General features: G+C 51.2%; 23 protein-coding genes. 8 read left to right on the top strand and 15 right to left on the bottom strand.

Annotated elements, in window-relative coordinates; genetic code table 11:
• Positions 1–8: 8 nt before the first annotated feature.
• Positions 9–734, bottom strand: coding sequence for a hypothetical protein (locus B9Y58_RS09155; RefSeq protein WP_233247896.1), 726 nt, complete (start codon positions 732–734; stop codon positions 9–11).
• A gap of 21 nt (positions 735–755) precedes the next feature.
• Here B9Y58_RS09155 and B9Y58_RS09150 point away from each other — a divergent pair, with 21 nt between their 5' ends.
• Complete coding sequence (locus B9Y58_RS09150) at positions 756–1247, top strand: peptide chain release factor family protein (protein ID WP_073055623.1); 492 nt, start codon at positions 756–758, stop codon at positions 1245–1247.
• 66 nt (positions 1248–1313) lie between these two features.
• The gene (locus tag B9Y58_RS09145; RefSeq protein ID WP_073055624.1) at positions 1314–2552 is read left to right on the top strand and encodes a hypothetical protein; all 1239 of its coding nucleotides are present in this window, start codon (positions 1314–1316) and stop codon (positions 2550–2552) included.
• Here the strand turns inward: B9Y58_RS09145 and B9Y58_RS09140 are convergent.
• A complete protein-coding gene (locus tag B9Y58_RS09140) occupies positions 2549–3004 on the bottom strand; it encodes a hypothetical protein (protein ID WP_143154666.1) in 456 nt (151 codons plus the stop codon). The two genes, B9Y58_RS09145 and B9Y58_RS09140, sit on opposite strands and share 4 nt — an antisense overlap.
• A 100-nt stretch (positions 3005–3104) precedes the next feature.
• Here B9Y58_RS09140 and typA point away from each other — a divergent pair, with 100 nt between their 5' ends.
• Complete coding sequence (gene typA / locus B9Y58_RS09135) at positions 3105–4937, top strand: translational GTPase TypA (RefSeq protein WP_073055627.1); 1833 nt, start codon at positions 3105–3107, stop codon at positions 4935–4937.
• Between the two features lie 239 nt (positions 4938–5176).
• Here typA and B9Y58_RS09130 read toward each other — a convergent pair whose 3' ends face one another.
• The 8 genes from B9Y58_RS09130 to radC all read right to left on the bottom strand — a co-directional run bounded on the left by B9Y58_RS09130 (position 5177) and on the right by radC (position 14389).
• Complete coding sequence (locus B9Y58_RS09130; protein WP_073055629.1) at positions 5177–5920, bottom strand: hydroxymethylpyrimidine/phosphomethylpyrimidine kinase; 744 nt, start codon at positions 5918–5920, stop codon at positions 5177–5179.
• 12 nt (positions 5921–5932) lie between these two features.
• Complete coding sequence (locus B9Y58_RS09125) at positions 5933–7231, bottom strand: MgtC/SapB family protein (protein WP_073055631.1); 1299 nt, start codon at positions 7229–7231, stop codon at positions 5933–5935.
• Between the two features lie 62 nt (positions 7232–7293).
• Entirely contained in the window at positions 7294–8943 is a 1650-nt protein-coding gene (locus B9Y58_RS09120) for a sensor domain-containing diguanylate cyclase (protein WP_143154667.1), read from the bottom strand.
• Between the two features lie 69 nt (positions 8944–9012).
• Positions 9013–9498 carry a dihydrofolate reductase gene (locus B9Y58_RS09115; protein ID WP_073055635.1) on the bottom strand — a complete coding sequence of 162 codons (486 nt, stop codon included), beginning with the start codon at positions 9496–9498 and terminating at the stop codon, positions 9013–9015.
• Between the two features lie 19 nt (positions 9499–9517).
• On the bottom strand, positions 9518–10330 hold the full coding sequence (locus tag B9Y58_RS09110) for a thymidylate synthase (RefSeq protein WP_073055636.1): 813 nt from the start codon (positions 10328–10330) through the stop codon (positions 9518–9520).
• A 117-nt stretch (positions 10331–10447) separates the two neighbouring features.
• A complete protein-coding gene (locus B9Y58_RS09105) occupies positions 10448–10702 on the bottom strand; it encodes a hypothetical protein (RefSeq protein ID WP_073055638.1) in 255 nt (84 codons plus the stop codon).
• 111 nt (positions 10703–10813) lie between these two features.
• On the bottom strand, positions 10814–13522 hold the full coding sequence (locus B9Y58_RS09100) for an OmpA family protein (protein WP_073055640.1): 2709 nt from the start codon (positions 13520–13522) through the stop codon (positions 10814–10816).
• 162 nt (positions 13523–13684) lie between these two features.
• Complete coding sequence (radC, locus tag B9Y58_RS09095; protein WP_073055641.1) at positions 13685–14389, bottom strand: RadC family protein; 705 nt, start codon at positions 14387–14389, stop codon at positions 13685–13687.
• Between the two features lie 130 nt (positions 14390–14519).
• On the opposite strand from radC, the gene B9Y58_RS09090 reads away from it, so the two are divergent.
• Positions 14520–15353: a CvfB family protein gene (locus B9Y58_RS09090; RefSeq protein WP_073055643.1), complete on the top strand. Its 834-nt coding sequence runs from the start codon at positions 14520–14522 to the stop codon at positions 15351–15353.
• 51 nt (positions 15354–15404) lie between these two features.
• Here the strand turns inward: B9Y58_RS09090 and B9Y58_RS09085 are convergent, their stop codons facing one another.
• Positions 15405–16136: an OmpA family protein gene (locus B9Y58_RS09085; protein ID WP_233247895.1), complete on the bottom strand. Its 732-nt coding sequence runs from the start codon at positions 16134–16136 to the stop codon at positions 15405–15407.
• Between the two features lie 84 nt (positions 16137–16220).
• Between B9Y58_RS09085 and B9Y58_RS09080 the strand changes: the two genes are divergently transcribed.
• The 4 genes from B9Y58_RS09080 (at position 16221) to B9Y58_RS09065 (ending at position 21480) form a co-directional block, all read left to right on the top strand.
• Complete coding sequence (locus B9Y58_RS09080) at positions 16221–17279, top strand: hypothetical protein (protein ID WP_073055646.1); 1059 nt, start codon at positions 16221–16223, stop codon at positions 17277–17279.
• A 12-nt stretch (positions 17280–17291) separates the two neighbouring features.
• Entirely contained in the window at positions 17292–18278 is a 987-nt protein-coding gene (locus tag B9Y58_RS09075; protein WP_073055648.1) for a YihY/virulence factor BrkB family protein, read from the top strand.
• A 95-nt stretch (positions 18279–18373) separates the two neighbouring features.
• Positions 18374–18955, top strand: coding sequence for a hypothetical protein (locus tag B9Y58_RS09070; RefSeq protein ID WP_073055649.1), 582 nt, complete (start codon positions 18374–18376; stop codon positions 18953–18955).
• A gap of 119 nt (positions 18956–19074) precedes the next feature.
• Positions 19075–21480, top strand: a complete 2406-nt coding sequence (locus B9Y58_RS09065; RefSeq protein ID WP_233247894.1) for an excinuclease ABC subunit UvrA — start codon at positions 19075–19077, stop codon at positions 21478–21480.
• A 21-nt stretch (positions 21481–21501) separates the two neighbouring features.
• Here B9Y58_RS09065 and B9Y58_RS09060 read toward each other — a convergent pair whose 3' ends face one another.
• The 4 genes from B9Y58_RS09060 to B9Y58_RS09045 all read right to left on the bottom strand — a co-directional run bounded on the left by B9Y58_RS09060 (position 21502) and on the right by B9Y58_RS09045 (position 26340).
• Complete coding sequence (locus tag B9Y58_RS09060; protein WP_073055653.1) at positions 21502–22467, bottom strand: toxin-antitoxin system YwqK family antitoxin; 966 nt, start codon at positions 22465–22467, stop codon at positions 21502–21504.
• Positions 22464–24032: a toxin-antitoxin system YwqK family antitoxin gene (locus tag B9Y58_RS09055; protein WP_143154668.1), complete on the bottom strand. Its 1569-nt coding sequence runs from the start codon at positions 24030–24032 to the stop codon at positions 22464–22466. Before B9Y58_RS09055 ends, B9Y58_RS09060 begins: the two co-directional genes overlap by 4 nt.
• Before the next feature lie 46 nt (positions 24033–24078).
• On the bottom strand, positions 24079–25095 hold the full coding sequence (locus tag B9Y58_RS09050; protein WP_073055657.1) for an SDR family oxidoreductase: 1017 nt from the start codon (positions 25093–25095) through the stop codon (positions 24079–24081).
• 69 nt (positions 25096–25164) lie between these two features.
• Positions 25165–26340, bottom strand: coding sequence for an iron-containing alcohol dehydrogenase (locus tag B9Y58_RS09045; protein ID WP_073055659.1), 1176 nt, complete (start codon positions 26338–26340; stop codon positions 25165–25167).
• Positions 26341–26398 lie beyond the last annotated feature (58 nt).

Here is a 26398-nt window from a genome sequence, read left to right as displayed (position 1 = left end):
CGCATTGATTAGAACCCAATCGGTTCACAGAGAGAATCGTCCAATCTAGAATAGGTCATGTGGTATTCACGGTCCAGCCAGTAGAGGGCCAGTTTCTTGTTGGTCCAGCTCTTCTTGACGGCCGTCGCTTCAATACCCTTGGTAATCAGAGGCACCGTTTCGACCAAGTCCAGCTTCCAGGACTTATCGTCCCATTCAAAAATCATGATCGGCACTTCGGGGCTCTGTTCAAGTCCGATGCTTCCACGGTCATTCTTGATTTTCATGGGACCAAGTTTCAACTTGGTAAAGTTATGCATAATTCCCGCTTTTGACATATAGAGCCAAAGCATGCGGTCTTCGGGAACCTGCCACAGGTGTTCGCGTTCGTAAAGGCGGTAAAGCAAAATCGAATAGATTTCGTAGAATTGGCAAGTATCCAAATCTTCGGGTCTATACGTTCTCGCATGATTTTCCAACGTATCGAGCCAATATTCCGAAGAATCGGTCAGCATGGCATAAAGGTCGTCGGCAGGCGTATCTTCGTGAATCGCGTTCAGGAGATTCTGGAACATCGATTCAAGCATGGCCTGTTTGTCGTACTCGCGGTGTCCCACCTTTTCGTTCTTGATTTCTGCGGATTCGCCAAGAGTGGCATCCACCAGGGATTCGTTGCGCGGATCGTTCGTATCTTTTGCATTCGAAGAACCCGCACAAGCCCAAAAGAAAACACTCACCCCTACTGCAAGGGCCATAACAATTGTATTTTTAAGAGTATGCATCGCGATACCTATTTAAAAATGACGTTGGACGAACTGCTCCGCGCTTGCACCCTCAAGGGTTTTCAAGGGTCGGGTCCCGGCGGTCAGCACCGCAACAAGACCAACACGGGCGTTCTGCTCGGTTTACGGGATTTCAATTTAGAAATCAAATCGTGCGAAGGCAGGAGCGCTCACGAAAACAAGGTCCATGCGCTACACCGAATGCAAATGGCACTCGCCCTGCAGGTTCGCGAAGCCCCTGCAAACCCCGAAATGCCCTTCCCGGGGAGTAACGGGCACCTGCAACCGAGCAATGCGCTGTTCCCGTTGTTCGTTGCCCACGTTTTCGACATCATGGCGACCAAGAACGGCGACACCAAGGCAGCCGCGGCGGCCTTCAACCTGACGCCTAGTGCACTCGTAAAAATCTTAAGGCAAGACAAAGCCTGTGCCACAAAGCTGCAAGGAAACCGAAAACAAAACGGACAAAAGGCACTAAAGCTCTAAATTTTGAACCGTTTTTTCAATTTTAGCGTGTTAATAAATAGGACCACTCAACCAAATGGAGGTATTATGAGTCCTATTAAAACAAAACACGCAACCATGGCCACATCGATCCTTTGCGCACTCGCGCTCTGGAACTGTGGCAGTGAACCCCACGAAACAAACGCCATCATCAGTGGAGCAGAACACGCTTCCGTTGCACTCAGGCTGCAATACAGCACACCCCCGCTGCTTGACAGCCTGGTACTAGACTGCTACGGAGCGGACACGCTGCACTATGTACGTTCCGCCGACAGCGCCCTTTTTAACATGGATCTGTTCCCTAGCGACAACTGGTCCTTCAAGGCTAAAATCTATGCCAACGGGGCCCTAATGCAGGTCGGTGAACTGTCGACCAAACTCGAAGCGGGTTCCTCCGAGACCCTTTCTATCCAGATGCACCCTATCGTAGGATTCGTGCTTGTGGAAGTCCCCACGGGACTAAAAAACGAAAGCGGCATCGCGAGCGGCACCATGATACTCTCTTCGGAAAGCGACCGCTACGAAATTCCTATGGCGGAATCCACCGGGAAAATCTACTTCAAAAGCGATATGCTCAAGCTCGGCGTTGAATATGACGTGCAGATTTTCCTGTACGATTCTGACGGGAACGCCATCTACAGCCTAAGCGACAAGTTCCTGCTTACCGAAGACAGCCCGGTGCCAGACCTCACGCTGAACTCGTTGCGAAGCCAGGTGGCCCTAGCGATCAAGACCGCAGAGGAGCGTTACGTCGAAATCACGTTGCCCCTTCGAGCCGGATTCCGAAAGCCGCAAGTCGACGACCTGCTGATTACGGAATATTTTGCAGCCCCAAACGCAAAGGACAGTTCGCAGTTCGAATTCGTTGAAATCTACAACGGAACCATCGACACCTTGCTTCTGGACGACTGCGTCTTAGGTATCACCAGCTCCAACGTCCTCAAGCGCTACGCACTCACCGTAAGTGAAATCCTGCCGGGAGCAGCCCTCGTCTTGGGAGATGCAATCTCCGAAAGGACACCTGCAACCTACGTCAACACCGACGGCTGGAGCGACATGACCAACAGCAAAGGGAGCATCGTCTTGCAATGCGACGGAATCACTCTGGATTCCCTGTACTATGCAAGCGCCCCCGACTCGGTGCACACTAATGTAGTTCCCGCCCTGGGTAGCGGCAAATACAATCAAAGTGGCCAACTCATCGTCGACCACTGGAAAGTGCGTTCGGATTCCTCGGCATGGTGCCTTGCGGCCCCCACTCCGGGCGAACTGAATTTATGTAATTAAGCGTGAATCTGCGTATTAGCGCGTTCAACGTCAAACAGCCTGCGCAGTAATTCTGTGCGGGCTGGATCGCGTTCTTCAGCAAGAGTCAGCGGACCCATGTTCAGGGCCACCAGAATGGAGCCCGGATAGTTGTTTGCGCTCTTGATGAAGTCGCTAGAAGAAACGCCTTCGGTGTAGAAGTCGACAACGAAAGTATCCCAGTCGTCATTTTCGAGCTGTTCCTGGGCTTCGGCCTCGGTTTTTACAGCCTTGATGGTTGCTCCCACCAGAAGGTCGGTCAGCACGGTCAGGCAAGCGTCGCGATGGGAATCGTCTTCTTCCCAAATCAGGATACGGCGGTCGCTATAGTCGCGAACCTGGGGGGTCTGGGCAAGGGAGTCCTCGGAATCGAACTTCTCGAGGGCGGCTTCGTCCATTTCTTCATCGTCAAAATTGTCGAGTTCTTTTGCCATAGTAGCCCAAATATAGTAAACTTGCCCCCAAAACATTGCCATAATCGGCTAGAATTTCTAAATTTGCGCGCAAAAATAAACGTCAATCAAAAGAGCCATTATGGATACATCTAAAATCAGAAACGTCGCCATTATCGCCCACGTTGACCACGGTAAAACCACCCTGGTGGACCAGCTCCTCAAGCAGTGCGGAACATTCCACGAAAACGAGGAAGTCAACGAACGCGTGATGGATAGCGACAACCTGGAACGCGAACGCGGCATCACCATCCTTTCCAAGAACACGAGCGTCATGTACAAGGGCTATCGCGTGAACATCGTCGATACCCCGGGGCACGCCGACTTCGGTGGCCAGGTGGAACGCGTGCTCGGCACGGTGGACGGCGTGATTCTGGTGGTGGACGCCTTCGAAGGCCCCATGGCTCAGACCCGCTTTGTGACCCAGAAGGCCCTTGAAATGGGACTTATTCCTATCGTCGTCGTGAACAAGATCGACCGCGACGGCTGCAACCCGCACGCCGCTCTTGACAAGGTGTTCGACCTGTTCTGCGAACTCGACGCCAACGAACAGCAGCTGGACTTCGACAAGGTGTTCGGTTCTGGCCGTAAGGGCATCTGCAAGGCCGAAATGGAAGACCCGGATGGCGACTTCCACATTTTGATGGACAAGATTATCGAACGCATCCCGGCCCCGAAGGGCGATCCGGCAGCAGAACCGCTTCTGCAGATTGCATCGCTTGAATACTCGGGCTTCCTCGGCCGCTTGGCCGTGGGCCGCGTGCAGCAGGGTACCTTCAAGCCGAACATGACCGTTGCCCAGGCTACGAGCGACGGCAAGGTGAAGAACATCCGTATCCAGAAGATTCTGCGCTACGAAGGCCTGACCCCACAGCCGATCGAAGAAGCGGGTCCGGGCGACATCATCTTGATTGCCGGTCTCGACAACTTCGACATCGGTGATACCCTTTCTTCTACGAACAATCCGGTGCACCTCCCCCGCATCCACATTGACCCGCCGACCATCTCTATGCTCTTCACCGTGAACACCTCGCCCCTGGCCGGTAAGTACGGTGGAAAGTTCATGACGGGTAACCAGCTCCAGGAACGTCTGGAACGCGCCCACATGGCCGACCCCGCCCTCCTCGTCGAAAAGGTCGACGGCGCCTCCACCTTCAAGGTGTCCGGCCGTGGCATTCTCCACTTGACCATCCTCGTCGAAAACATGCGTCGTGAACTCTATGAATTCACCATCGGTTCTCCGCAGGTGATCTTCAAGACCGACGAAAACGGCAAGCTCCTCGAACCGATCGAAGAATTCAAGGTCGAAGTGCCGAACGAATTCAGCGGCGCCTGCATCCAGGAAATCAACACCCGTAAGGGCGAAATGGTCAACATGACCACCGACGAAAACGACCGCGTGACTCTCGAATACCTGGTGCCCTCCCGTGGCCTTATCGGAATACGCCCGAAGCTGTTGTCCCTTTCCAAGGGTTACGCCGTCAGCCAGTCCATCTTCAAGGACTACGAACCGTACAAGGGCGAAATTCCGGCCCGCGTGAACGGCGTGCTCATCGCGAAGGAACCGGGCGAAGCCGCAAGCTATGCACTTTCCAACCTGGAAGACCGCGGTTACCTCATCATCGGACCGGGTGCCGAAGTTTATCCGGGCATGATCGTGGGTGAACACAACCGCGACGTCGACATCATCGTGAACGTCACGAAGGGTAAGCACCTTACCAACATGCGTTCCAAGTCTGCCGACGACATGATCCAGCTGACTCCGTACCGCCGCCTGACTCTGGAAGAATGCGTCACCTTCATCAACGAAGACGAATGCATCGAAGTCACGCCGGAAGTGCTGCGCCTCCGCAAGACCGAGCTCGACCCGATCAAGCGTAAGCAGCTCTCCAAGCGCCCGGCCGAAGAAGACTAAACGACCGGACTGGCTAAAACCAGCAAAATCCTTACTCTGGAGCCAGTCCTCTCGCAACCGCCCCTAGTTAATACCAGGGGCTTTGTTGCTCACAGAGACCGCAATTGTCATCCTGAGCGAAGTCGATATACGAAACTAGACTCTTTAGTGTCTTAGTTGAGTTAGGTTCGAAGGAGCAGGATCTAAAAGCATTAAAAGCCCCGCACTGCGGGGCTTTTTCTTATGCAAAAGAGGGATGTTTACACCAAGAACCCGAGCCTTCCTTCACCGCTTTCCAGGTATTCGTTCATGTACTGCTTGGCGATTTCGCAGGCGGTAGGAACGTCCTTACCGAGGGCGACGTTTGCAAGGATTGCAGAACTGAGCACGCAGCCGGTGCCGTGCTTGCCTTTGCCGGGGAGCCGCGGGCTAATAAACTTGAACTGTTCTTCATTATACCACAAGGTATCGATCGATTCCTTGCCGCGGGCATGGCCACCCTTCAGGAGTACGGCAAAGTCGCGGCCCATCTTGATTTGTCCGCGGGATTCCGCAAGCCCCAGACCCAAGTAGGCAAATTCATCTTGGTTCGGCGTCACCAAGTCAATAGACTTCATAATCGGCAAGAATTTTTCGGCATCGCGCATAAAGTGAAAACCCGCCGAAGCACTTGCAATCGGGTCCCACACGATGAATGCATACGGCGACTTTTCACGGACAAATTCCACAATGCGCTTTAAGGTGCGGGCCTTTTCCACAAGCCCGATTTTCACGTACTTAAACTTATGCTTTTTAAAAAGCGTTTCAAGTTGCGCCTCGATGCGGTCCCAAATGACCCAGCCTGGCGCCACGAATTCTTCTTCGTTCTGTTGCGTGAGCGCCGTGCAGACCGCCTGGCCGTACACGCCAAAATGCGCCATCGTCTTGATGTCCGAGATAAAGCCCGCCCCGGCAGAGCCGTCAAAGCCCGCTACCGTCAAAGCGTGAATCAATTTTTCACCCATACCCTATCCTTTTTATACGAACGCGTAATACCCGATCAAGCCGGCCGTCACTAGGCAAATCAGCACCACCGCAGGCAATATCGGACGACGCATCGACTTCGCGCCCAAGAAAAACACCAAGCCACCCTTCGTGATTGTATTGGCGAGGCTAGCAAACAACAGCGCCAGCACCAACTCACGCACGGCAAGGCCCGATTTCAGATTCATATCAATAACCGAGAACGCCACCGCATCCATTTCGGCAGCACCGCCCAAAAAACTGCAAGCGAGCAGCGCTCCCGACCCTAGGTAAACGCGAGCCGCATTGGCCACGAACATCACACAAGTAAAGATGACGCCGAACTTGATTGCTGGCAAAAGCTTAAAGGGGTTCGTAAAATCAGCCGATTTCTGCTGGTGATTGCGGAATTCCTTCACCTTAAGGTAAAGCGCATAACCCAGCGCCGGCACTACCGGTAACAGCAACGGTAACGCCAGGGGCCCGGCCAAGGAACTACTCAGAAACACGCAAATCAAATAAAGGCGCACATACATCACCGCCCAGCTCAGCACAATGCCAAGCGTAAAGTCCGACGCGTAAGCCTCGTTTTCGCGGCTTCGCCCCGCCAAATTAAGCGTAAGCGCCGTACTGCTGGCAAGGCCACCAAGCAAGCCCGTAAGCCAAATTCCTTTGCCCGGCCCCACAAGCTTGATCAAACCATAGCCCACAAAACCGATGCCCGAAATGAACACCACAAAAATCCAGATTGACCGCGGATTCAAGACTTCAAGTCCCGGCGGGCCGTAAGAATTATTTGGGAGGAACGGCAACACCAGCGCCGTAATCACCGCAAATTTAACGATGGCGATAATGTCTTCTTTTGAAAGACGCTGGGCAAACGTATGCAACTGTTCCTTCGCCGAAAGTACCCAAAGCATCACCACCACCACAATGCAAGATTCCAGCAGGCGACCGTACCAAGAAATGGCGCCCAGCAAATACACCACAAGGACAGCAATGTTTGTGGTTATACCGTCATTACTCACCACCGGTTGCCCTTCTTTGGGGCGACGCCCCATGGCATAAGACAAATGAGACGCCACAAGCAAAAGTCCAACAACGACAAAACCCGTCACAAAGGGTGCAACACCATTCATCAAATCCGAAAGCATAGCCGTCATGGCACCCGCTAGGCCCACTAGCGTAAACGAGCGGACACCAGCCGGATGCCGATCCGACTTGTCCATATACGTATGCTCGCGCTGCAGCCCAATAATCAGGCCTATGCCAATGGCAGCCGCTAAACGGTAAAACACGTTAAAGTCTAGCATGTCTTTAATATATATTAAAGACACAAGACAAGGGCCGAATGGCGAAAGAAAATATCAAAAAATTATTCTTTACGCGCCGATTTTGACTTCATGGATGATTTCATAGCGTACATGCGTTCATCCGCCAAATGGTAGACTTTTTCGGCATCTATGCGTTGTTCTTCTGCGACGCTAAAAGAATACTCCAAAAATTCATGTTTGAAGGCGGTACCATAGGCAACTTCCAGTGGAATTGGCAATTTGGCGCTACATTCTCTTTGAAGTTCCGTCATTTTTTTGACAGCGCTCTTCACATCAGCCACATGTTCACTGCGAACAATAGCCAAAAATTCATCACCGCCTACACGAATGGTCGTTCCAACGCCCTTAAAAGCTTCCTTGAAAACTTCTGCAAAAGCTTTAATGAACCGGTCGCCTTCGTTATGGCCGTACTTGTCATTCACAGCCTTAAGGCCATTCATGTCAATACTCACAAAGGCGTAGTCGCCAAAACTCTTATCTAAAATATCAAAAATCTGCTGGCACTTGGCACGGTTGAAAAGCCCCGTCAAAGCATCCAGATAAGCCATCGTAGCGAGTGCCCCCTTTTCGGCGCGGTCTTCCAGAATATATACCAAATAAACGACATAGCTTTGTACAAGCGACAGCACAAAGCCAAGCGTACCCAACGGAATCCAGGACGATCCCAGCAAAGGTATATCAGCAGCAAGATGACGAGCAAAATTATAGCGAAGCATGTCCGCCACCACCATCACCACAAAGAACAAGACGCCGCGAGAAAGAATCTTTCCGGATTCGTCCATTTTTTTGTTGTAGAGAATACCGGAATAAACAAAGTATACCAATCCGAAAAATACAACCACATGGAAGAATACCAGCATTTGAGGGTAGAAGAACAAACCTGAAAAATGAAGGACCGATGTGACAACCAGATAAACCACCTCATAGACTACCAGAATTTTCATCACCAAAGTCTTGGATCGATTGAGTCGCATCCGGTGCATGTTCCAAAGCAGCAACGTAAATGGAATCGGAGAAAAATAGAGGCAAATATATTCAAGGGTCGTATTGAGAGTCAAATTATACGACACAATCTGGATCAGTTTCGTATAGCACATCGTCCAAGTGCCAAACGTAAACGACAGGAATCCGATCATCAACAGACGGAAATAATTGACTCCGTAAATCCGCATGACCGCACCAATCAAAACCGCAAATACGCCAAAAAGAATAAGGAATATTCCAATGACAAGCGCAAAAATATGGTGCGAGGAATAATCACTTGTAGCGTATTCTTCAGGTAAAAGTTCATATGCCGAGAAAGTGATTTTTCGATTGTTCACTTTTTCGATAAGAACTACTTTTAACTTTTGAAGTTCACCGTGATTCAAGTGGACGAGGTGAAAGCCGCATCCCGGGAACACTTTATCTTTACCATACTCATACACGCTTTTGCCATTTTCAAAAACCTCGACAGCGCTGTGCACCGTCCGGAATCTAAAAATTGAATGCGCAAGCAGGTTGGCCGGAATTTCGCCTTCCAATATTAAAGAATCGCCACTCCGGAGTCTTTTGGGGAACGTGTAATTCACCAAAGATTCGACTTCGGTCTTTTCGCCCTTATATGTAACGGTCCAACCTTTATCAAGACGGACATGTTGCGGAGCTACGCCATTGGAACGGACCGCAAACAAAAAAACGACAAACAACAAAAGCAACACTGCAGCCGAAACTGACGTCACCCACAAATATTGCTTATGAATTTTTTCCGGTTCTACCAATTAACGCTCCCAGACTTCAAATGTTGTCGGATAATCATTCTTTTCATCGGCTTCGAAACGTTCTTCGCTCACCTTATGCCAGCCGTCGCCCCATTCCGGGAACAGCACATCGCCTTCGACATCAGCTAGCACACGAGTCACATAAAGCTTTTGTACCAAAGGCATGGCTTCGCGGTAAACCGCCGCGCCGCCAATGATAAAGCATTCTGTTTCATGGGCGGCGCGAGCGTTCTCAATCGCCTGAGAAAGATTATTGCAAACAATGCAGCCTGGAGCTTCAAATGCCACATTCCGAGTCAGCACATAATTGGTGCGGTTCGGAAGCGGGCGTCCAATATCATCGTAATTCTTGCGGCCAAGCACAATAGAATGGCCCGTAGTAATCGCCTTGAACCGTTTGAGGTCCGCCGACAAATGCCACGGTAAATGGCCATCGCGACCGATTACATTATTCTGAGAAATTGCGACAATTGCAGAAATCAGCATCTCTTTGCCTCCCCTTCACTTATACCGCAATCGGCGCTTTAATTGTCGGCCACGGGTCGTAATCGACCAGTTCAAAGTCTTCGAACTTGAATTCAAAAAGATCCTTCACTGCCGGATTTAACTTCATGGTCGGCAACTTGCGCGGCGTGCGCGTCAGCTGTTCGCGCGCCTGTTCAAAATGGTTCGAATACAGGTGCGTATCACCCAAGGTATGAATAAATTCGCCCGGTTCGTAGTCGCAAACCTGAGCAAGCATCAAAGTCAAAAGCGCATAAGAAGCGATATTGAACGGAACCCCGAGGAATGTATCGGCACTACGCTGGTACAGCTGGCAGCTGAGCTTACGCTTGCCCGAAGCACCTACACCGCCCACATAGAACTGGAACAGACAGTGGCAGGGCGGCAAGGCCATTTTATCCACTTCGGCCACATTCCAAGCGCACACCAGGTGACGGCGGGAATCGGGATTGTTCTTGAGGCTGTTAACCAAATTCTGAATCTGGTCGATATGGCCTCCATCAGGGGTAGGCCAGCTACGCCACTGGTGACCATAAACGGGGCCCAGGTCGCCGTTTTCGTCAGCCCATTCGTCCCAAATAGTCACCTTGTTGTCGTGCAGATACTTGATGTTCGTATCGCCCTTCAAGAACCACAGCAGTTCATGAATAATCGAGCGCAAGTGCAGCTTTTTAGTCGTCAGGCAAGGGAATCCCTTGGACAAATCATAACGGCACTGGCGGCCAAAAACAGAGCGAGTTCCCGTACCCGTACGGTCAGAACGGTCAACTCCGTTTTCCAAAATATCCTTGAGCAGGTCTAGGTATTGTTGCATGTTTCTAATTTAATAAAAAAAGTAGGAAGTAGGAAGTTGGAAGTAGGAAGTTTACAGTGACTAGTCGTTGAAGGGTCTTAATTGCGGCAAAGTCGCCTAACCATCCCTGTCTACTGCCTACTGTTTACTGTCTACTTCTCCAAATATCTCCACGCGCTTGTACTGTTTCACCTTTTTGTCTTCGGTAACGGCATTCTGCAACAGATACTTGTTCAGCGCCTGCAGAATCAGGTCCTGAGTATGTTTCGGAACAGGCTTCTTGCCGAGACGGGCTTTCTGCACCATCTTGTGGTTCAAATTGGCTGGGAGCATTTCCACGAGGTCATGGTTCGAAGCATTGAGAGACTGGAGAATTTCGTCGAGTTTGGTCATAGAGGAGTAGGAAGTTAGAAGTAGACAGTAGGAAGTAGGAAGAGATTTTTGATTAAGATAGAAAAAGTCCCCGGCGGTATGCCAGGGACTTTATTCAAAGGTTAGCGAAGATTACTGAACCAAGTTGCTTTCGCACTGGGTACCGTCGTTATCCGGCGTTACGAAGTGCATTTCGATACGGCGGTTCATTTCGCGGCCTTCGGCGGTGCTGTTGTCATCCACCGGGCAGCTGGAACCCATACCGATAGCCTTGATGCGATCCTTCTTGACGCCCGCCTTGGTGAGCACCTTCATCACTTCCTTAGCGCGGTTTTCGGAAAGCTTCTGGTTGGTCTTTTCCTTACCCACGTTGTCGGTGTGCCCCTGGATCACGATCTTCAGATCCTTGTAACTGTCTTCGTTCACGAGCTTCTTAGCCACGTTCTGGAGGATCTTCTTGGCGTTGGATTCCAAGGTAGCCTTGCCGCTCTTGAAGGTCACGCCATCGAGCTTTTCGACAGCCTTCTTCGGGCAGCCATGGCCGTCGTCACCCGGTTCATCCGGGCAGCGGTCGATACCGGTACAGACGCTTTCGAATTCCTTCTGGAGCTTCTTGGTTGCAACCCATTCAGAGCAGACGCCGTCCTTATCCGGGTCCGGATCGTCTTCAATCGGGCAACCCTTGTTCCATTCAGGACCGGCTTCGAGTTCGCAACGGTCGTAGCCACGGCACATTTCAGCGAACTGGTCAAGCATCTTCTGCTTGGTCACCCACGGAGAGCAGAGGGAGTCGCCATCCGGGTCCGGGCTTTCCATCGGGCAGCCCTGGGCAAAGGCTTCACCGGCTTCAGTCGGGCACTTGTCGACGCCTGCGCAGATACCGTCATACTGGTCGAGCATATTCTTTTCGGTCACCCAAGGATCGCAGAGGCCGTCCTTGTCGGTATCCGGGTTGCCAAGCGGGCAGCCTTCGTTAGTAGCCGGGCCGAGTTCGGTCGGGCACTTGTCGATACCCTTACAAGACTTGTCAATGAACCATTCCTTAGCCATTGCTTCGTCTTCAGCAGCCTTTTCGAAGTAGAAGCCCATCTTCTTTTCGGTCACCCACGGGTCGCAGAGGCCGTCGTTATCGGCATCCGGATCATCCCATGCGCAACCCTTGTTGGCAGCAGAACCGGCTTCACCCGGGCACATATCGTAACCCTTACAGATGTCGGCGAATTCATTCATGACGCCTTCGTCAGTCACCCACGGAGAGCAGAGACCGTCACCATCCGGGTCCGGCTGCTTGGTCGGGCAACCGTTGAATGCCGGAGAACCAGCCTGGGCCGGGCAATCATCAATGCCTTCGCAGACGCTAGCAAATTTCTTGGTCATCTTCTTCTGAGAAACCCATGCATCGCAAACGCCATCACCGTCAGCATCCGGATTATCGAGCGGGCAACCATCGTCACCTTCGCCAGCTTCGTTCGGGCACTGGTCAACGCCTTCGCAAACATCAACAAATTCAGATTCGAAGCCCTTTTCGGCAACCCAGGCATCGCAAACGCCATCTTCGTCAGCATCCGGATTACCCAGCGGGCAACCCTGATTCAAACGGTGGCCGATATCGTCCGGGCACTTGTCTTCGTCATCCGTAACACCATCGCCGTCGCGGTCCTGAGCCAAGAGGAAGCCGCTCCAAGTAATACCGCCGTAAACGGTGTACTGCGGGTTCACGCGAATGCGGTCGGCACGAACTGCATCAGCTTCGACGTAGGTCGTCATGTATCCATCGGTGGCAGGATCTTTAACCATGGCACCATTTTCCATAGCCCAAGCTTCGGCAATGGCGCCAGAACGGTTGCCGTCTCTCAGGACTTCAACACCGGACAGGTACTTGTCAGCTCCGATGTAATAAGAAGCACCCAAGTGAATATCGACGCCCACCGGCAGGTGGAACACCAAGGCGCCTGTCAATTGCTTCATGTCAAGTTTGCCATCGCCATTGGCGGTGCACAGGCTACCCAAGCAGTATTCATAGTCATCCAGCTGGATATCCCAGTAGAATTCTGCAAAGAGGGACATGAATTCGAGGAAATAAATTTCAGCGGCTGCACTCATGAACGGAAGGGACTGGTAATCCGAATTCATCGCATAGCGATAACCGCCGTTCAAGTGGAGCAAGAACGGGAATCCATCACCGCCGTCCAGCTTGCTCACATCCATCGTCACGGCAAGGCCACCCTTAATGGTAGTCACCTTGTTTCCGAAGGGGTAAGCAATGCCGTTCTTCTTGTTGATGTATTCCGGTTCACGAATCCACAAGCCCTGCTTGGTCGTATTGGCCGTACCGGCAGTCACGCCTCCGAACACGGCAATATCGAAGACCTGGTCTTCGGGGAGCGGGAAACGAATCTTGACATCACCCTTCAGGTTGCCAACATAGCCAACCTTCGTGTTAGAAATATCGCCCTTCCCATTGATATCTTCTGCGGTGAACTGATCGTAGTAAACCGGCAAAGTAACACCGATATCGAAGTAATGCCAAATACCGATGGCAAAACCGATATATGCCGATCCGCCCAAGAAATCGCCTACCTCGGCATCTCTTTGTTGAGCAAACAAGCCTCCGTCGACATAAGACTCACGCAAAGCTGCGCCGTCATCACTGTTCGGGAACATGTCATTATTGAATGTCATATCGCCCAAAAGGGTAAACACTAGTTTGGAATGGCCAAGGGACTGAGCAGATTGGGTCTTATTCACACCCACAAAGCCTTCCTTGTTGATTGTCTGGGGATGTCCAGCAAAGGCGGAAGCCGCCAAAGCAAGGGCAAGACCCATAGCTACCTTATTCATAGCATCTCCTTATAAAGGGCGACTACCAAACAAAGCCACCCGATTTAACTAATGTAAATATAACTTATTAGTCCCAAAAACAACCCAAAAACGTGCATTTTTTTTGAAATTTAATGAATATCACACAACGGACGAATTGTAATATTTTTATAAGAAGTTGTTCTAGGCTGGGCTAAACGTCTTTTCGAACATTCCGGGATCCATGCGGCAGATACTGGTAAGCCCTCCCTTCCCCACAATGACATGGTCCAGAACGGGTATCTGGAGGATTCTTCCCGAAGCACAGAGCACCCGCGTAATGGCCAAATCTTCCGAACTGGGTTCCAGCGAACCCGAAGGGTGATTATGGGCAAAAACCACTGAAACGGCACGGTCTTCAATCGCTTTGGCAAAAGCTTCCCTTGGGTGTACAGGAGTCTTGTTGACAAGACCCGTCGTAATTTCATGCACCCGGATGACGCAATTGACCGAATTCAGGGTCACCACAACCAAATGCTCCTGTTCCTCGTATTTCAAAAACGAAAGCCTTGTCATCAAGTCCTCCGGAGCCATTATCGGACTCGACTTGGAACTCAGAATATAACGGCCCGAAAGTTCAAGACATGCCAGAATCTGGGCCGACTTTACCTTGCCAAGGCCCCTGATTTCGCGGATTTTATCTAACGTAGGCACCTGGGTTTGGTCCGAAAGAAAATCCGCCAATTGGCGCGAAAGTTCAAAGACATTGCAATCCTGGTTTCCGCTGCCAAGAATCAAGGCGAGCAATTCTTCGTTCGTGAGGGCGGACGCCCCATATTTTTCGATTTTTTCGCGGGGCAAGATAATCCGAGCCGATTTGTCGCAAAACATCATTTGATTAGGGTTCATAAAACAACCTTTTGTAAGAGGGTTCTACTTTATATACGTCAAAATTGAAAAAACGGTTCAAAATAGCCCCTTTGTTCTCCCCTGCACTTTTTCTATTTTTGGTTTAAATCACTTGAACGGAAGGTCTCTTATGGAATTAGGCAAATACAACCGCGCCCGGGTAGAGGAAATCATGCCCCAAGGTTACTACCTGGAACTTGAAACCGGCGGGCGCGTGCTGCTCCCCGGCAAAAAAGAAGAATTCAGCCTCACAGAAGGTGAAATCCTGGACGTATTTGTCTACATGGATTCCGAAGACCGCCCCATCGCCACTCTCGACAAACCTTACGCTACCGTCGGCGAATTTGCCGTACTCGAAGTCAAGGACGTGAACCGCATTGGCGCCTTTTTGGATTGGGGTCTGAACAAGGACTTGTTCCTCCCCTACAAGCAGCAACTCGGTGAACTGAGGCGCGGCGACCGCTGCGTCGTGTACATTCTCGAAGACGACAAGAGCAACCGCATTGTGGCCACCGAAAAAATCAAGAGCTTTTTGGACCCCGACACCTCGGAACTGCACCTGGGTCAAAAAGTCCAGCTCGCCGCCTACGAAGTCACCCGCGACCACATCGATTTTCTGGTAGATTACCGCTACACAGGCCGCCTCATGGTCACACAGGGTACGCCGCGCATTTACATCGGCGACACCATGGCAGGCTATATCCAGCGCTTTACCGAAGACGGCAAGATTACCCTGAATCTCACTCCGGTAGGTTACAAGGGAATCATGAAGAGCGAAAGCCCCGCCGCCATTATGCAAAAGCTCGAAGAAGCAGGCGGTTTCTTACCTTACGGCGACCACAGCGATCCCGAAGAAATTCGCCGTGAATTCGGCATGTCCAAGAAGACTTTCAAGAAAATTCTGGGAACGCTCTTCCGCGAAGGAAAGATTCTTCTTTCCGACGAAGGCTTCCGTAAAAATTAGTTGGCAGTAGGCAGAATGCAGTTGGCAGATTGCATTACTAAGTTCTGCAAACTACTTCACTTCCACTTCGACTTCGTTGTCGTTTAGCACGCGAAGTTCGATACGGCGGTTCTTTCGGCGGCCTTCTTCGGTCGCATTCGAAGCCTTGGGCTGGCTGGAGCCGTAACCGCTTGCCGAAAGGTGCCCGCGGTCAACACCGTGTTCGACCATGTAAAGGAATACCGTATAGGCTCGCTGTTCCGAGAGAGTCTGGTTAAAGGCATCGCCCCCTTCGGAGCTGGTATGGCCTTGGATTTCAATGTGAGCCAGGGGATTCTTCAATATTCCTGCCACCGCCTTGTCCAGAATTTCTATGGACTCCGGTTCGAGTTCCGCGCTGCCCGCCTTGAAGTTTACGCCCTTCAATTCTACACGGGTATCATCGAACACCACCGTAATGCCACCCGTACTTGCCGTCGGCGACACATAAGGAGACGTTCCGCAATCAAACGGTCCTGTAACGCTTTCGCAGTAAATCGTATAAGTTTCTTCGCGGGGAATGTGGAACGTGACTTCGCCTTCTGCATCCGTAGTCACGGTCAGTCTCTTATTGGGATCGTTCTGCCCCACAAAAGTCAGTTTTTTATGGGCCTGCGGCACATCCTGGTTGTTAGTGTATGTCACTGTCAGTACAGCATGGGTCTTGTTGGGCAACAAATCACGAGCAAACGCAAAAGACGAAAAAAGATTTACACACAAAACTGCGCTAAAAACGGGCAAAACGCCAAAACGAAACCGTTTCACGGAACACTCCTTGAAATTTGGGGCAAAAGTAGAAAAAATATTCTAAATTTGGACACGAAAACAAAAAACCTTCAAGGAGTAAACATGAAGTTCAGGAAAATCGCAGTGGCCGCTCTCGCGATGGGCATTTCCGCTTTCGCCGCTGATGCTACCGACAATATGACACTCAAGGGTAACGTACAGACCCAGGTCACCAAGTCCATTGCCGATGAAGACAACAACTTCAGCAGTGGCTGGATCCGTGCCAACATCGGCGGTCAGTACAAGAGCGAAAACCTGGACGGAACCATCATGCTCCGCATTTTTGCCCCGGAATTCGGCAACAAGGTCAAGGACGGCGACGGCAAGACCACGAGCTACGACAAGATTCTTGCTGACCTCTACTGGGTGAACTACAAGTGGGCCCTTAACGAAAACAATCAGTTGAACCTGAAAATCGGTCGCTGGAAGACCGACTGGTCTCAATCTACCAACTTCGGTACCTATGTCGACAAAGATTTGACCAAGCGCGGTCTCTGGATGCGCGATTACAGCCACAACGCTGTTGAAATGGGCTGGAAAAACGGCCTCAACCAGTTGAGCGCCATGGTGGCCGCCAAGAACGGCACCGCCAACCAGGGCTACGTCCGTATCGAAGACGACATGAAATTCACCTTCCCTCTGGAAGTCAAGGTGGCCTACCGTTCTAACGCCATCGACGTGGTGCAGAACACAGCCTACATTACCCACCGTGTGGCTGCCTACGCCAGTTACGAATTCCTCCCGATTCTCCGTGGCTACGGTGAATACGCCTGCATTTACACCCAGGACGACAACCTGAACACCGAAGTCGCAAACTATATCGCCCCCGAATCCAAGTATTTCCAGCCGGGCATCTACTTCCAGCCGTTCTACCTGGGCTTGGATTTCGCCCCGAACAGCGGTATCATGAACACCCTGATGAGCCACCTCATGGTGGAATGGGAATACATCAACAAGCGTGACAACCTCGATGGTTCCCCCAAGGGTACCTACGACGACTGGGCATGGACCGTCGCCTACGTCAAGAGTATTGGCAAGTCCAAAATTCAGTTTAGCGTCTACAGCGAAAAAGAAATGTCCGATGTGGGTCTCGCCTTCCGCCTGACCAGCACCATCAAGTAATTCTTGTTCGTAATGCCAAATTGGATTAAAGAATTTTCCTGGGAGCGAATGTTCGACTACATTGCCGAACGTTCCGTGACCCCTGTCAAGGTTGCGATTATTGCAGGCAAATCCTTTCTGTACTTTCACGGACTTACCCGCGCTGCAGCCCTGACCTACACCACCTTCTTAGCGGTCGTTCCGCTGTTGATTCTCTTGACCTCGATTACGATCGCGGTCGGTTTCGGCAACTTTTTCTCGGACTACCTGCCGCACTTGCTCTCGTTCCTGGATCTCGACTGGCCAGTCGACCCGATTATCACTATCGTGAAGAATGCGGAACACGTGCCCATCGGCAAACTCGGATTTATCGGCGCCATGGGTCTTTTCATCACGTTCATTCTCGCTTTTGGCAGTCTGGAATCGAACTTCAACGTGGTGTGGGAAAACAAGGTGTCTCGCCCGCTGCACAAGCAGATTCGCATTTACACCCCGCTTCTGCTTATCTTTGCAGGCATTATCGGTCTGTATGCCGGTTTCGTGAACTACCTCCAAAATGCGCTTTCGGTCATTGTGGTTGACGGTTTGCACTTTGATCCGTCGGTTCTCAAGAGGCTCATTAACGCCTTCTGGTACTTGACTTTTCACGGCGCATTCCTCTTGGTTATCTTCTTGACCCTGTACGCGCTCCCCGCCAGACCGGACCCCAAGAACTACACCAAGAAAAAGTTGCTTGTCTCTTCAATCGGCATTACCGTTCTCGCATGGATTTGCATTATCATCTACGTGAAGATCCTGATGCTTATCCAGACCATACTCGTGACCCGTATGTCTATTTTCTACGGTTCGCTCGCCTTTATTCCTCTCATCCTTTTCTTGGTATTCGGCATTTGGACCATAGTCCTCTGCGGAAATTCCGTGGTGTGGACGATTTGCACCTGGCCCGAATCCAAAGACCGTATATGGAACTGGGAAGGAAGCCCTGCCGAAGGTCTGAACATGACCAAAGACAGGTTGTAATTCGGCTTCCGGATTTCAGAATTAAGATAGCGGCAATCTGGCCTAGAGCCATTTGCCGTTTTTTTTTATACATTGTAAGAAAAAGGACTTTGATTATGAAAAAGATTCTATTGCTCATTGTGGCCCTGGTGGCTTTTGCAAACGCAGAACTGCAGAGCGTAAAGTATTCTCCCGAAGAAAAGTCGAACGACGGACTGAAGGCATTCATCGGCGTGAGTGGCGGAAACGTACTCGTGGCCGACGACGGCGCCATTTTCGCGAACCTCCGCATCGGTCTCGACATCAACCCTCTGCTCTCCACGGGTGTGTGGGTGTCTAGACTTTTGAGCGACGTGCGCAACTACAACGTCGCTGAAAAGCAGATGATCAAGTATATGTCTGTGGGCGGATTCGTGGAACTGTTCCCGGTGCGCATCAACGACTTTTCCATTTCGGTGCCGATCGAAATCGGTGGCGGCGCACTCTATGTAATGGAACCGGACGACGAAGCCTTTGAATCCGAAGACTACTTCTTTACCGCCGACATGGCCGTGCATTTTAACTACCGCGTCACGAAGATGCTTGAGATTTCGATTGGCGGCGGTTACCGCATGTTCTCTGGCATCGAAACCAACGGCCTCGAGAACTTGGATTTCTGCACCCCGTTCGGCGAACTGAGATTTACCATCAGAGAATAAACGATGTGAAATGTGAAGTGCGAGATGTGAAGTCATCCATTCCACATTGCACATTACCAACTGGGTAACTAGTGGCTGGTTTAAGTTTCATATCCATACGCGGCTGTAGGCTGCACAACTTGAAGAATATCGATGCCCAGTTCCCGCTGGGCAAGATTACGGTGGTGTGCGGACCTTCGGGCTGCGGAAAGTCGACGCTTGTACTTGATACCCTGCACGGGGAATCCAAGCGTCGCTATCTGGAAACACTCTCGCCATTTGCAGCGGAACTGCTAGGCGGTCGGCGCATTATTCCATTAGATAGCGCCGAAGGTTTGCCCGCAAGCCTAGCCGTAGGCCCGAGCCACGGAGAAACGCCTGCGAAGGCTTATGCGCTCAGCATCTCGGAATGCGACAGCACGTTGCGCGCCCTGTTTGCAGCGTATGCAAAGCCTGCCTGCCCCGTTTGCGGAAAGCCCATGGAAAGCATGAGTCGCGAAGATATGATTCGCGAGATTGCGAGTTTGCCACAAGGGAGTAAGTTACAGTTTTTTGCGAGGATAGAAAAGGAGATCCCGGATCAAGTCCGGGAAGACAAGAAGGATACAAGAGCGCCAAAAGGCAAAACAAGTCTTGATAAACTGGCGGCAGTGTTCCTGGCGCAAGGTTTTACGCGAGCCATGGCAGATGATGTCAGCTATTCACTTGCCGACTTGACTGAAAACGAAAAGAAGATTGTCCCGAAGGAATTCTTTATTGTCGTGGACCGCGTGATTGTCCGCGAGAACACGCGCACCCGCATTGCCGAAGCAGTCGATGGAGTCTTGAAGCTCACGCACGGCGAATTGATTCTAGACATCAACGGAAACCGCAAACTTTTCAGCACGGTGCCGCGCTGCCCGGAACATGGGGCACAACTTTCTAGACCGCTTGCCTCCGAAGATTTGTCGCCGTATTCCCGCACGAGCGTTTGCGAAAAATGTGGCGGCACCGGAATCATCGAAGACGGCGACAACAGCGAAGAATGCCCTGATTGCAAGGGGCTTCGACTCAAGCAGAATCTTCTGAACGCGGCGATTGAAAGCATTTCAAGTGAAGATGAGCCGTGCAAAATCCGTACCACGTGGCAAGACATCTTGAACACGCCCTTCGCGGAACTCGAAAGCCGGCTGCACGCCCTGTTCGACAACCGACTGACGGCAAAGCAGCAGCCCGCATTCCGCACTTTAATTGACCGCATCCAGGCGATTGTCGATTTGGATATCGGTTACCTCACGGCAGGGCGTGCAGGCGCCACCCTATCGGGTGGCGAAGTCCAGAGACTTCGGCTTTCGAGCCTCAGCACCGGACACCTGAACAACCTCCTGATTGTCCTCGACGAACCCGCCAGCGGACTCCACCAGAGCGATGTGGAAGCCCTTTGGAAAGTTTTAAAGAAGGTGCAGTCCCGCGGAAACACGCTCGTCCTTATTGACCATAACCCAGCCCTCATCAAGAAAGCCGACTGGATTATTGAAATGGGACCTGGCGCCGGCGAAAAGGGCGGCGAAATTCTGCTGCAAGGAACCGCAAAAGAAGTTCTTGGCAATCCGGCATCACCCACGGGGAATTGGATCAAGTTCCTAGACGAGAGACGAAAAGCCCGCCCTGAGCCTGTCGAAGGGACGAGAGACGAGAGAAAGCCGAAGGTTCCAAAGAAAAACGCCGCGGCCATCGATATCAAGAACTTCGCGATGTTCGATATGAAGCCGGTCACCGCGCATTTTCCGATTCAAAAGTTCAGCGTCATCACAGGCCAGAGCGGTAGCGGCAAGTCTACGATTTTCTTCAAGAACCTCGCCCCACGAGCCTCCAAGGGCGAATTCGAAAGTCTCGGCATCCAGGCGCTATCGATCCTTTCGACAGGTGACTTCCACGGGAACCGACGCAGTACCGTCGCCTCGGCCATCAACTTGAACACGATTCTCCGCGACCTATTCGCAAAACTCCCCGAAAGCAAGGTCCGCGGCTACACCGCCAGCAAGTTCGCGACGCACGCCCCCGGGGGCCGCTGCGAAAACTGCAAGGGCGAAGGCGTCATCCTCGACCCCGCGGGCTACGAAGAATCCGAATGCCCCGTGTGCCTTGGCAGGCGATTCAAGGACGAAATTCTCGAAGTCCGCTTCAAGTCGCTTTCCATCGCCGACATCTATGACCTAGAAGTCGGCGACGCCTACAAATTGTTCATTAACATGAAGCCTTTCGCCGACAAGCTCAAGCCCCTTGTAGATACGGGCCTCGACTACCTGAAACTCGGGCAAACCACGTCGCACCTTTCCGGCGGTGAACGCGCCAGGCTCCGCCTTTCCATTGCGCTCGCCCGAGCAAAAGCACCGAATACGCTATTCCTTTTCGACGAACCCGCCCGCGGGCTCCATCAAAAGGACATCCAGCATCTGCTTGACTTAATCCGCGGCCTCACCGAAGCGGGCCACACCGTCATCGCCATCGAACATGCGCAAGACTTCGTAAACGCCGCCGATTATGTGGTGGAACTGAGCCGATAAAGTAGCCGAGAAGACAGTAGATTACCGCCCAGGCACAGTGCCGCTATCAACAAAAGCATATAACGGCTTGTAACCGCGGCTTTCACGCAAACTGTAGGGATCCTTTTCACGCGGTTCCGGGAAAGCGAGAGTATCCCCAGCAGCATTGCGAAAATGACACACCGGCTCAGATTTCGTATCCGCCGTATTCAAATCATACTCGCGAAGCGCCACCCCGTTTTCGGTATATTCCTTGAATTCCTTCAACACAAAAAGGCCCTTTCCCCACGCCGATTCTCCGATTACAAAAACCTTATTCATCCAGATTTTTCCGTCGGGGTAATAATCGGTTTCCACCTTCAAACTTTCGATTTCCGATTTTGAATAATAAAGAACTCCCGTCGAATCGTACCGTTTGCGCCACCATCCTTTAGAAGAACGGAACTCTTCGGAAAGCAAAACTTCATTGGGTGAATATCTTGCCCAATAAGAAGAATCCCCGTCCAGCGACCTCTTGTCCACCGAGAAGGAGCCATCTTGCATGACGCGGCGGTTATACCGCCAATTTTCCGCCACCGTATCGGCTTCAAGCAGGCGACCGTTTTCGTCATAGGTTCTTGAGCCAACCGAATCTTCAAAATACTTCAAGCTACCATTTTCAAAGAACTCTTTTCGGTAAGCAGGCTGCGCAGACATCGATTCATAAAATGACTCCGACTTGATTTGCCCATTCGGATAATACAAGATGTCTCGCCCCCAGGGGACTGCATAATAGGAATCACGCATCTGCACAAGAGTCCCGCTGGAATCGCGGCACGTCATGACGCCGCCATGATCTTTCAGGATATGGACTGTTCTGCATACAACTCCATCTGCGCCTTTACGCAAGACAATGCGCACATCGTTGGGATCTACAGTCCGCTTATCCTTCACTTTTCCAGAACAGCCGCCAAACAAACAGGCCGAGGAAAACAACACCAGAGCAAGCAAGAGGTTTCCATACTTCATTCTTCCCTCCTCCTATGCTCTTCTCTGCAATCGACTAATTCGCCATTGACAATTTTGCAATACTTATCGTCATTCTGTTCTACATTTCCATTTTTCCGATAGCGGTTTTCCGCATACCGATTAAATTTTCCCTCTTTATCACATCCATAAGTCTGGAAAAAAATGGAATCCGGCTTCTGGATTCTAATAGAAGAATCCCTTAATATCCCATCTTTATAGTAGGACCTGCAACGGCGGGATTCATATTCCTTGCCTCGCCACACGATGGCGCATTCCGACATTAGCAGGGCCCTGTTGAACCTCTTTTCAAAGATGGTATCTCCAACCACCATCTGTACCGTACGAGGTGTTCCGTCAGTTTCATAGTAACTGCATACATCAAATCGGTCTTTTTCATGGTAAAGCGAAAAGCAAGTATCTCTCAGCGTTCCCTTTATATCGTAATGGGCTCGGGCGAGTTCACCATCTGCACTATAATATTTCGACGATTCCACACTTCCATTGGCATAAAATTCCTGAACACGCTGCACACCGTCTCTTTCCGTATAAAGAATAGACGGCGAGCCATCGTTACGGTAGCAATTACAGACCATACGGCCAAGACTTATAAAACAAGAATCCGTCACCATTCCATCTTTTCGATACCGTATTTCTACAGTGTTTTTTCCCTCGGGGCCTATACCATCGTAAGCCACATATTTTTCCAACTCACCCGATGAATAATATTCCTTCGATTCCAACAAATTACCATTTTCGTAAACGGGAGACTTTTTAACATTGCCATTTTCATAGAATTTCTTACAAGCACGAAACAGTCCCTTATCCGTTTTTCCGTCCCAACTGAGAGGCTTTTCGACGTAACAGGAATCCATCATATTGCCGTTGCCATAATAGGACACTTCCGTTTCTAAAGCACAGTAACGGCAACCCTTCGGAACCAGGTTGTTGTATTTTGCAATTCGTTTGGGGTTGCCCGACGGATAGTTTTCGCGTTCCTCGACCAACGTATCGCCGCGATAAACGGATTCTTTTTCAAGAGCCCCACTTTCATAATAGTAGGTACGATGACCATCATCTGTTGTAACCGTTCGCCTGTTTCCGGACTTGTAGAAGGTCTGGCAAATTTCATGCCGCTTAGGCTCCCGCAAAATTTTACAGGAACTACTCATCGTCCCGTTTTCGTAAAAATCTTCACGAAGAAAACAGATACCGTCCTTATACTTGAGAATCGAGCGGAGCGATCCCGTAGAGTAGTATATTTTTTCGTCACCGATTTTTTTGCCGTCTTTTTCGGCAAACTCCATTGCCAATTTTCCATCCGCAAAATACTGCCTATAATTCCCGAATGAATCAATTTCGGTATGAATGTTTCCCGACGGATAAAAATATTTCAGGCTTACGCGGGCTTCGTTCCTATAAAGAACTTCAAGTTCCGTCGAGCCATCGGAATAATCACTCTTAAATAAAACATTTCGGGGCTTGGGTGTAGACGAACTCTCCCCTGCACAACTAGCAAGGAGCAAAATTCCCAAGACAAATATGATGTTTCTTAAAAAATAAAACAAGTCGTTTTCAAAATAGAAAAAGAATTGTTGATGTAATCAAAAAAAATCACCTCAAAGCAGCTTTCGCAGCTTCCAGCGTTGCAATCACTTTATCGCACCAAGCATCAAATTCGGGATCTTCTTTCTGGAATTCCGGATGCGCTAGCACGTTTGCGATAGTGCGGCGGATTCCCTCATCAAAGCGGACTTCGGTGCGGAACGTGGGCACGGCGCGCTTGAGTTTTGAATTGTCGAACACCACGGAGTTCGCCTTGTCGCCGATGAGGCTCCCGAGCAGGTCATAATCGCTTACATCTGCAAGGAACTGCGAAGACACGTAGTAAGGCTTGAGTTCGACACCGAGCGCATCGGCAACCGCCTTGTAAATCTGGTTCCAGGTAAGCGTCTCGTCGCTTGTAATCTGGAACGTTTCGCCGATGGCGTGAACATTCCCCATCAGGCCCACAAAGCCCCGGGCAAAGTCGGTATTGAAAGTCATGGTCCAGAGGCTCGTGCCATCACCGTGAATAATCACGGGCTTGCCTTCGAGCATGCGCTTTGCAACCTGCCAGCTGCCGTTCTTGCCGTGAACGCCCAGCGGAATATGGCGTTCATCGTAGGTATGGCTCGGGCGCACAATCGTAATCGGGAAACCTTCCTCGCGGTACTTGCGCATTAGAAATTCCTCCCCCGCAATCTTGTTGCGGGAATATTCCCAGTACGGATTCGCGAGAGGCGTGCCCTCGGTAATGCGGTAATCCGAAAGCGGCTTCTGATAGGCGCTCGCAGAACTGATGTACATGAACTGCTTGGTATTTCCCTTGAACAGGCGGTAATCACGTTCAAGCGCACTCGGGTGGAACACGATAAAGTCGCAGACCACGTCGAACTGCATCCCCTTGATTTTTTCGGCAACAGCAGCTTCGTCGTAGATGTCAGCGTTGATGATTTCAACCCCTGCGGGGATATCTTCTGCGGGGCGGTTCCCGCGATTGAGCAGGTAGAGTTTCCAGCCCTGGGATGCTGCAAGGCGCGTGATGGCCATGCTGATAGTTCCCGTACCGCCGATAAAAAGTGCGTTCATAGTTTAGTAGGAAGTTAGAAGTCGGAAGTAGGAAGTTTCTGTCTACCGACTACTTCCTACTGTCTACTTTTATAGCGTCGCGTGGGCGGCGATTTTGTAAATCTCAGTCACGTCCTTTGCCTTGAGCGGGACAAATCCCCAGCCGTCGCCCGGACCCAGCTTTTCCACCATCTTCGGGATGTCTTCTTCTTTGGCGCCGAGTTCTGCAAAGTTAATCGGCATGCCGATGGAATGCAAGAAACGGCGGAAAGCCTTGATGCCTTCGAGGGCTGTGGCCTTCGGGTTCTCGAAATTCATCTCGCAGCCGAACACGCGCGTCGCCATCTGCGCAAAACGCATTACGTTGTGGTCGACGACGTATTCCATCCAGGCAGGCATGATGACTGCTAGGCCCGCGCCATGGGCGCAGTCATAAAGCGCCGAAAGTTCATGTTCGATGGCGTGGCTGTTCCAGTCCTGACTGCGCCCGCAGCCCACAACACCGTTGTGGGCTACCGTCCCCGCCCACATGATGTTCGCACGCACCTGGTAGTTGGCGGGGTCGGCAATGGCGCGCGGCCCCTCCTTCACCATCGTTAAAAGCACCGCTTCGCACAGGCGGTCGGTGATTTCCACTTCGAGCGTATTCGTGAAGTAGCGTTCAAAAACGTGGGCCATGATGTCGGTAATGCCGCAAGCCGTCTGGTAGGCAGGCAACGTGCAAAGGAGCGCCGGATTCTGCACCGCGAATTTCGGACGAATGTGTTCGCTGCTGGCCCCCCGCTTGAGCATACCGTCTTCCTTGGTAATCACGGAATCGCCGCTGCCCTCGGAACCGGCCGCCGCAATCGTCTGCACCACGCCAATCGGGAGTGCCGCTGTCGCCGAGGCCTTGCCCTCGTAAAAATTCCAGAAATCGCCCTTGTAGGGAACACCCATCGCAATGGCCTTGGAGCTATCAATCGTAGAGCCGCCGCCCACCGCCAAAATAAAATCAATCCCATTTTCGCGGACAATTTCAATACCCTTGTACACGAGCGAATCGTGCGGATTCGGCTTCACGCCACCGAGTTCCACATGCGGGATTCCAGCAGCATCGAGGCTTGCCTTCACGCGGTCAATAAGTCCCGAACGCACGGCAGAGCCACCACCGTAATGAATCAGCACCTTGGTGCCGCCATACTTTTTAACGAGTTCACCGCATTCATTTTCGCGGTTCATACCGAATACGAATTCTGTAGGGCTGTAGAAGTTGAAATTATCCATGTTTTTCCTCTTGTTTTCCGTAAAAATACAAGAAAATCCCGCCCGAAAGCAGGATTTT

Source organism: Fibrobacter sp. UWB15 (genome assembly GCF_900177705.1).
In the GTDB taxonomy this organism is placed as follows: Bacteria; Fibrobacterota; Fibrobacteria; order Fibrobacterales; family Fibrobacteraceae; genus Fibrobacter.
This window is presented reverse-complemented; position numbering and strand designations above follow the sequence as displayed.

Coding starts and splice junctions, on each gene's coding strand:
- B9Y58_RS09050 (WP_073055657.1), bottom strand. CDS start 25,095: ATGAACGCACTTTTTATCGGCGGTACGGGAACTATCAGCATGGCCATC.
- B9Y58_RS09140 (WP_143154666.1), bottom strand. CDS start 3,004: ATGGCAAAAGAACTCGACAATTTTGACGATGAAGAAATGGACGAAGCC.
- B9Y58_RS09070 (WP_073055649.1), top strand. CDS start 18,374: ATGAAAAAGATTCTATTGCTCATTGTGGCCCTGGTGGCTTTTGCAAAC.
- typA (WP_073055627.1), top strand. CDS start 3,105: ATGGATACATCTAAAATCAGAAACGTCGCCATTATCGCCCACGTTGAC.
- B9Y58_RS09105 (WP_073055638.1), bottom strand. CDS start 10,702: ATGACCAAACTCGACGAAATTCTCCAGTCTCTCAATGCTTCGAACCAT.
- B9Y58_RS09075 (WP_073055648.1), top strand. CDS start 17,292: ATGCCAAATTGGATTAAAGAATTTTCCTGGGAGCGAATGTTCGACTAC.
- B9Y58_RS09110 (WP_073055636.1), bottom strand. CDS start 10,330: ATGCAACAATACCTAGACCTGCTCAAGGATATTTTGGAAAACGGAGTT.
- B9Y58_RS09125 (WP_073055631.1), bottom strand. CDS start 7,231: ATGCTAGACTTTAACGTGTTTTACCGTTTAGCGGCTGCCATTGGCATA.
- B9Y58_RS09045 (WP_073055659.1), bottom strand. CDS start 26,340: ATGGATAATTTCAACTTCTACAGCCCTACAGAATTCGTATTCGGTATG.
- B9Y58_RS09080 (WP_073055646.1), top strand. CDS start 16,221: ATGAAGTTCAGGAAAATCGCAGTGGCCGCTCTCGCGATGGGCATTTCC.
- B9Y58_RS09150 (WP_073055623.1), top strand. CDS start 756: ATGCATCGCGATACCTATTTAAAAATGACGTTGGACGAACTGCTCCGC.
- B9Y58_RS09130 (WP_073055629.1), bottom strand. CDS start 5,920: ATGGGTGAAAAATTGATTCACGCTTTGACGGTAGCGGGCTTTGACGGC.
- B9Y58_RS09115 (WP_073055635.1), bottom strand. CDS start 9,498: ATGCTGATTTCTGCAATTGTCGCAATTTCTCAGAATAATGTAATCGGT.
- B9Y58_RS09155 (WP_233247896.1), bottom strand. CDS start 734: ATGGCCCTTGCAGTAGGGGTGAGTGTTTTCTTTTGGGCTTGTGCGGGT.
- B9Y58_RS09145 (WP_073055624.1), top strand. CDS start 1,314: ATGAGTCCTATTAAAACAAAACACGCAACCATGGCCACATCGATCCTT.
- B9Y58_RS09090 (WP_073055643.1), top strand. CDS start 14,520: ATGGAATTAGGCAAATACAACCGCGCCCGGGTAGAGGAAATCATGCCC.
- B9Y58_RS09060 (WP_073055653.1), bottom strand. CDS start 22,467: ATGAAGTATGGAAACCTCTTGCTTGCTCTGGTGTTGTTTTCCTCGGCC.
- radC (WP_073055641.1), bottom strand. CDS start 14,389: ATGAACCCTAATCAAATGATGTTTTGCGACAAATCGGCTCGGATTATC.
- B9Y58_RS09100 (WP_073055640.1), bottom strand. CDS start 13,522: ATGAATAAGGTAGCTATGGGTCTTGCCCTTGCTTTGGCGGCTTCCGCC.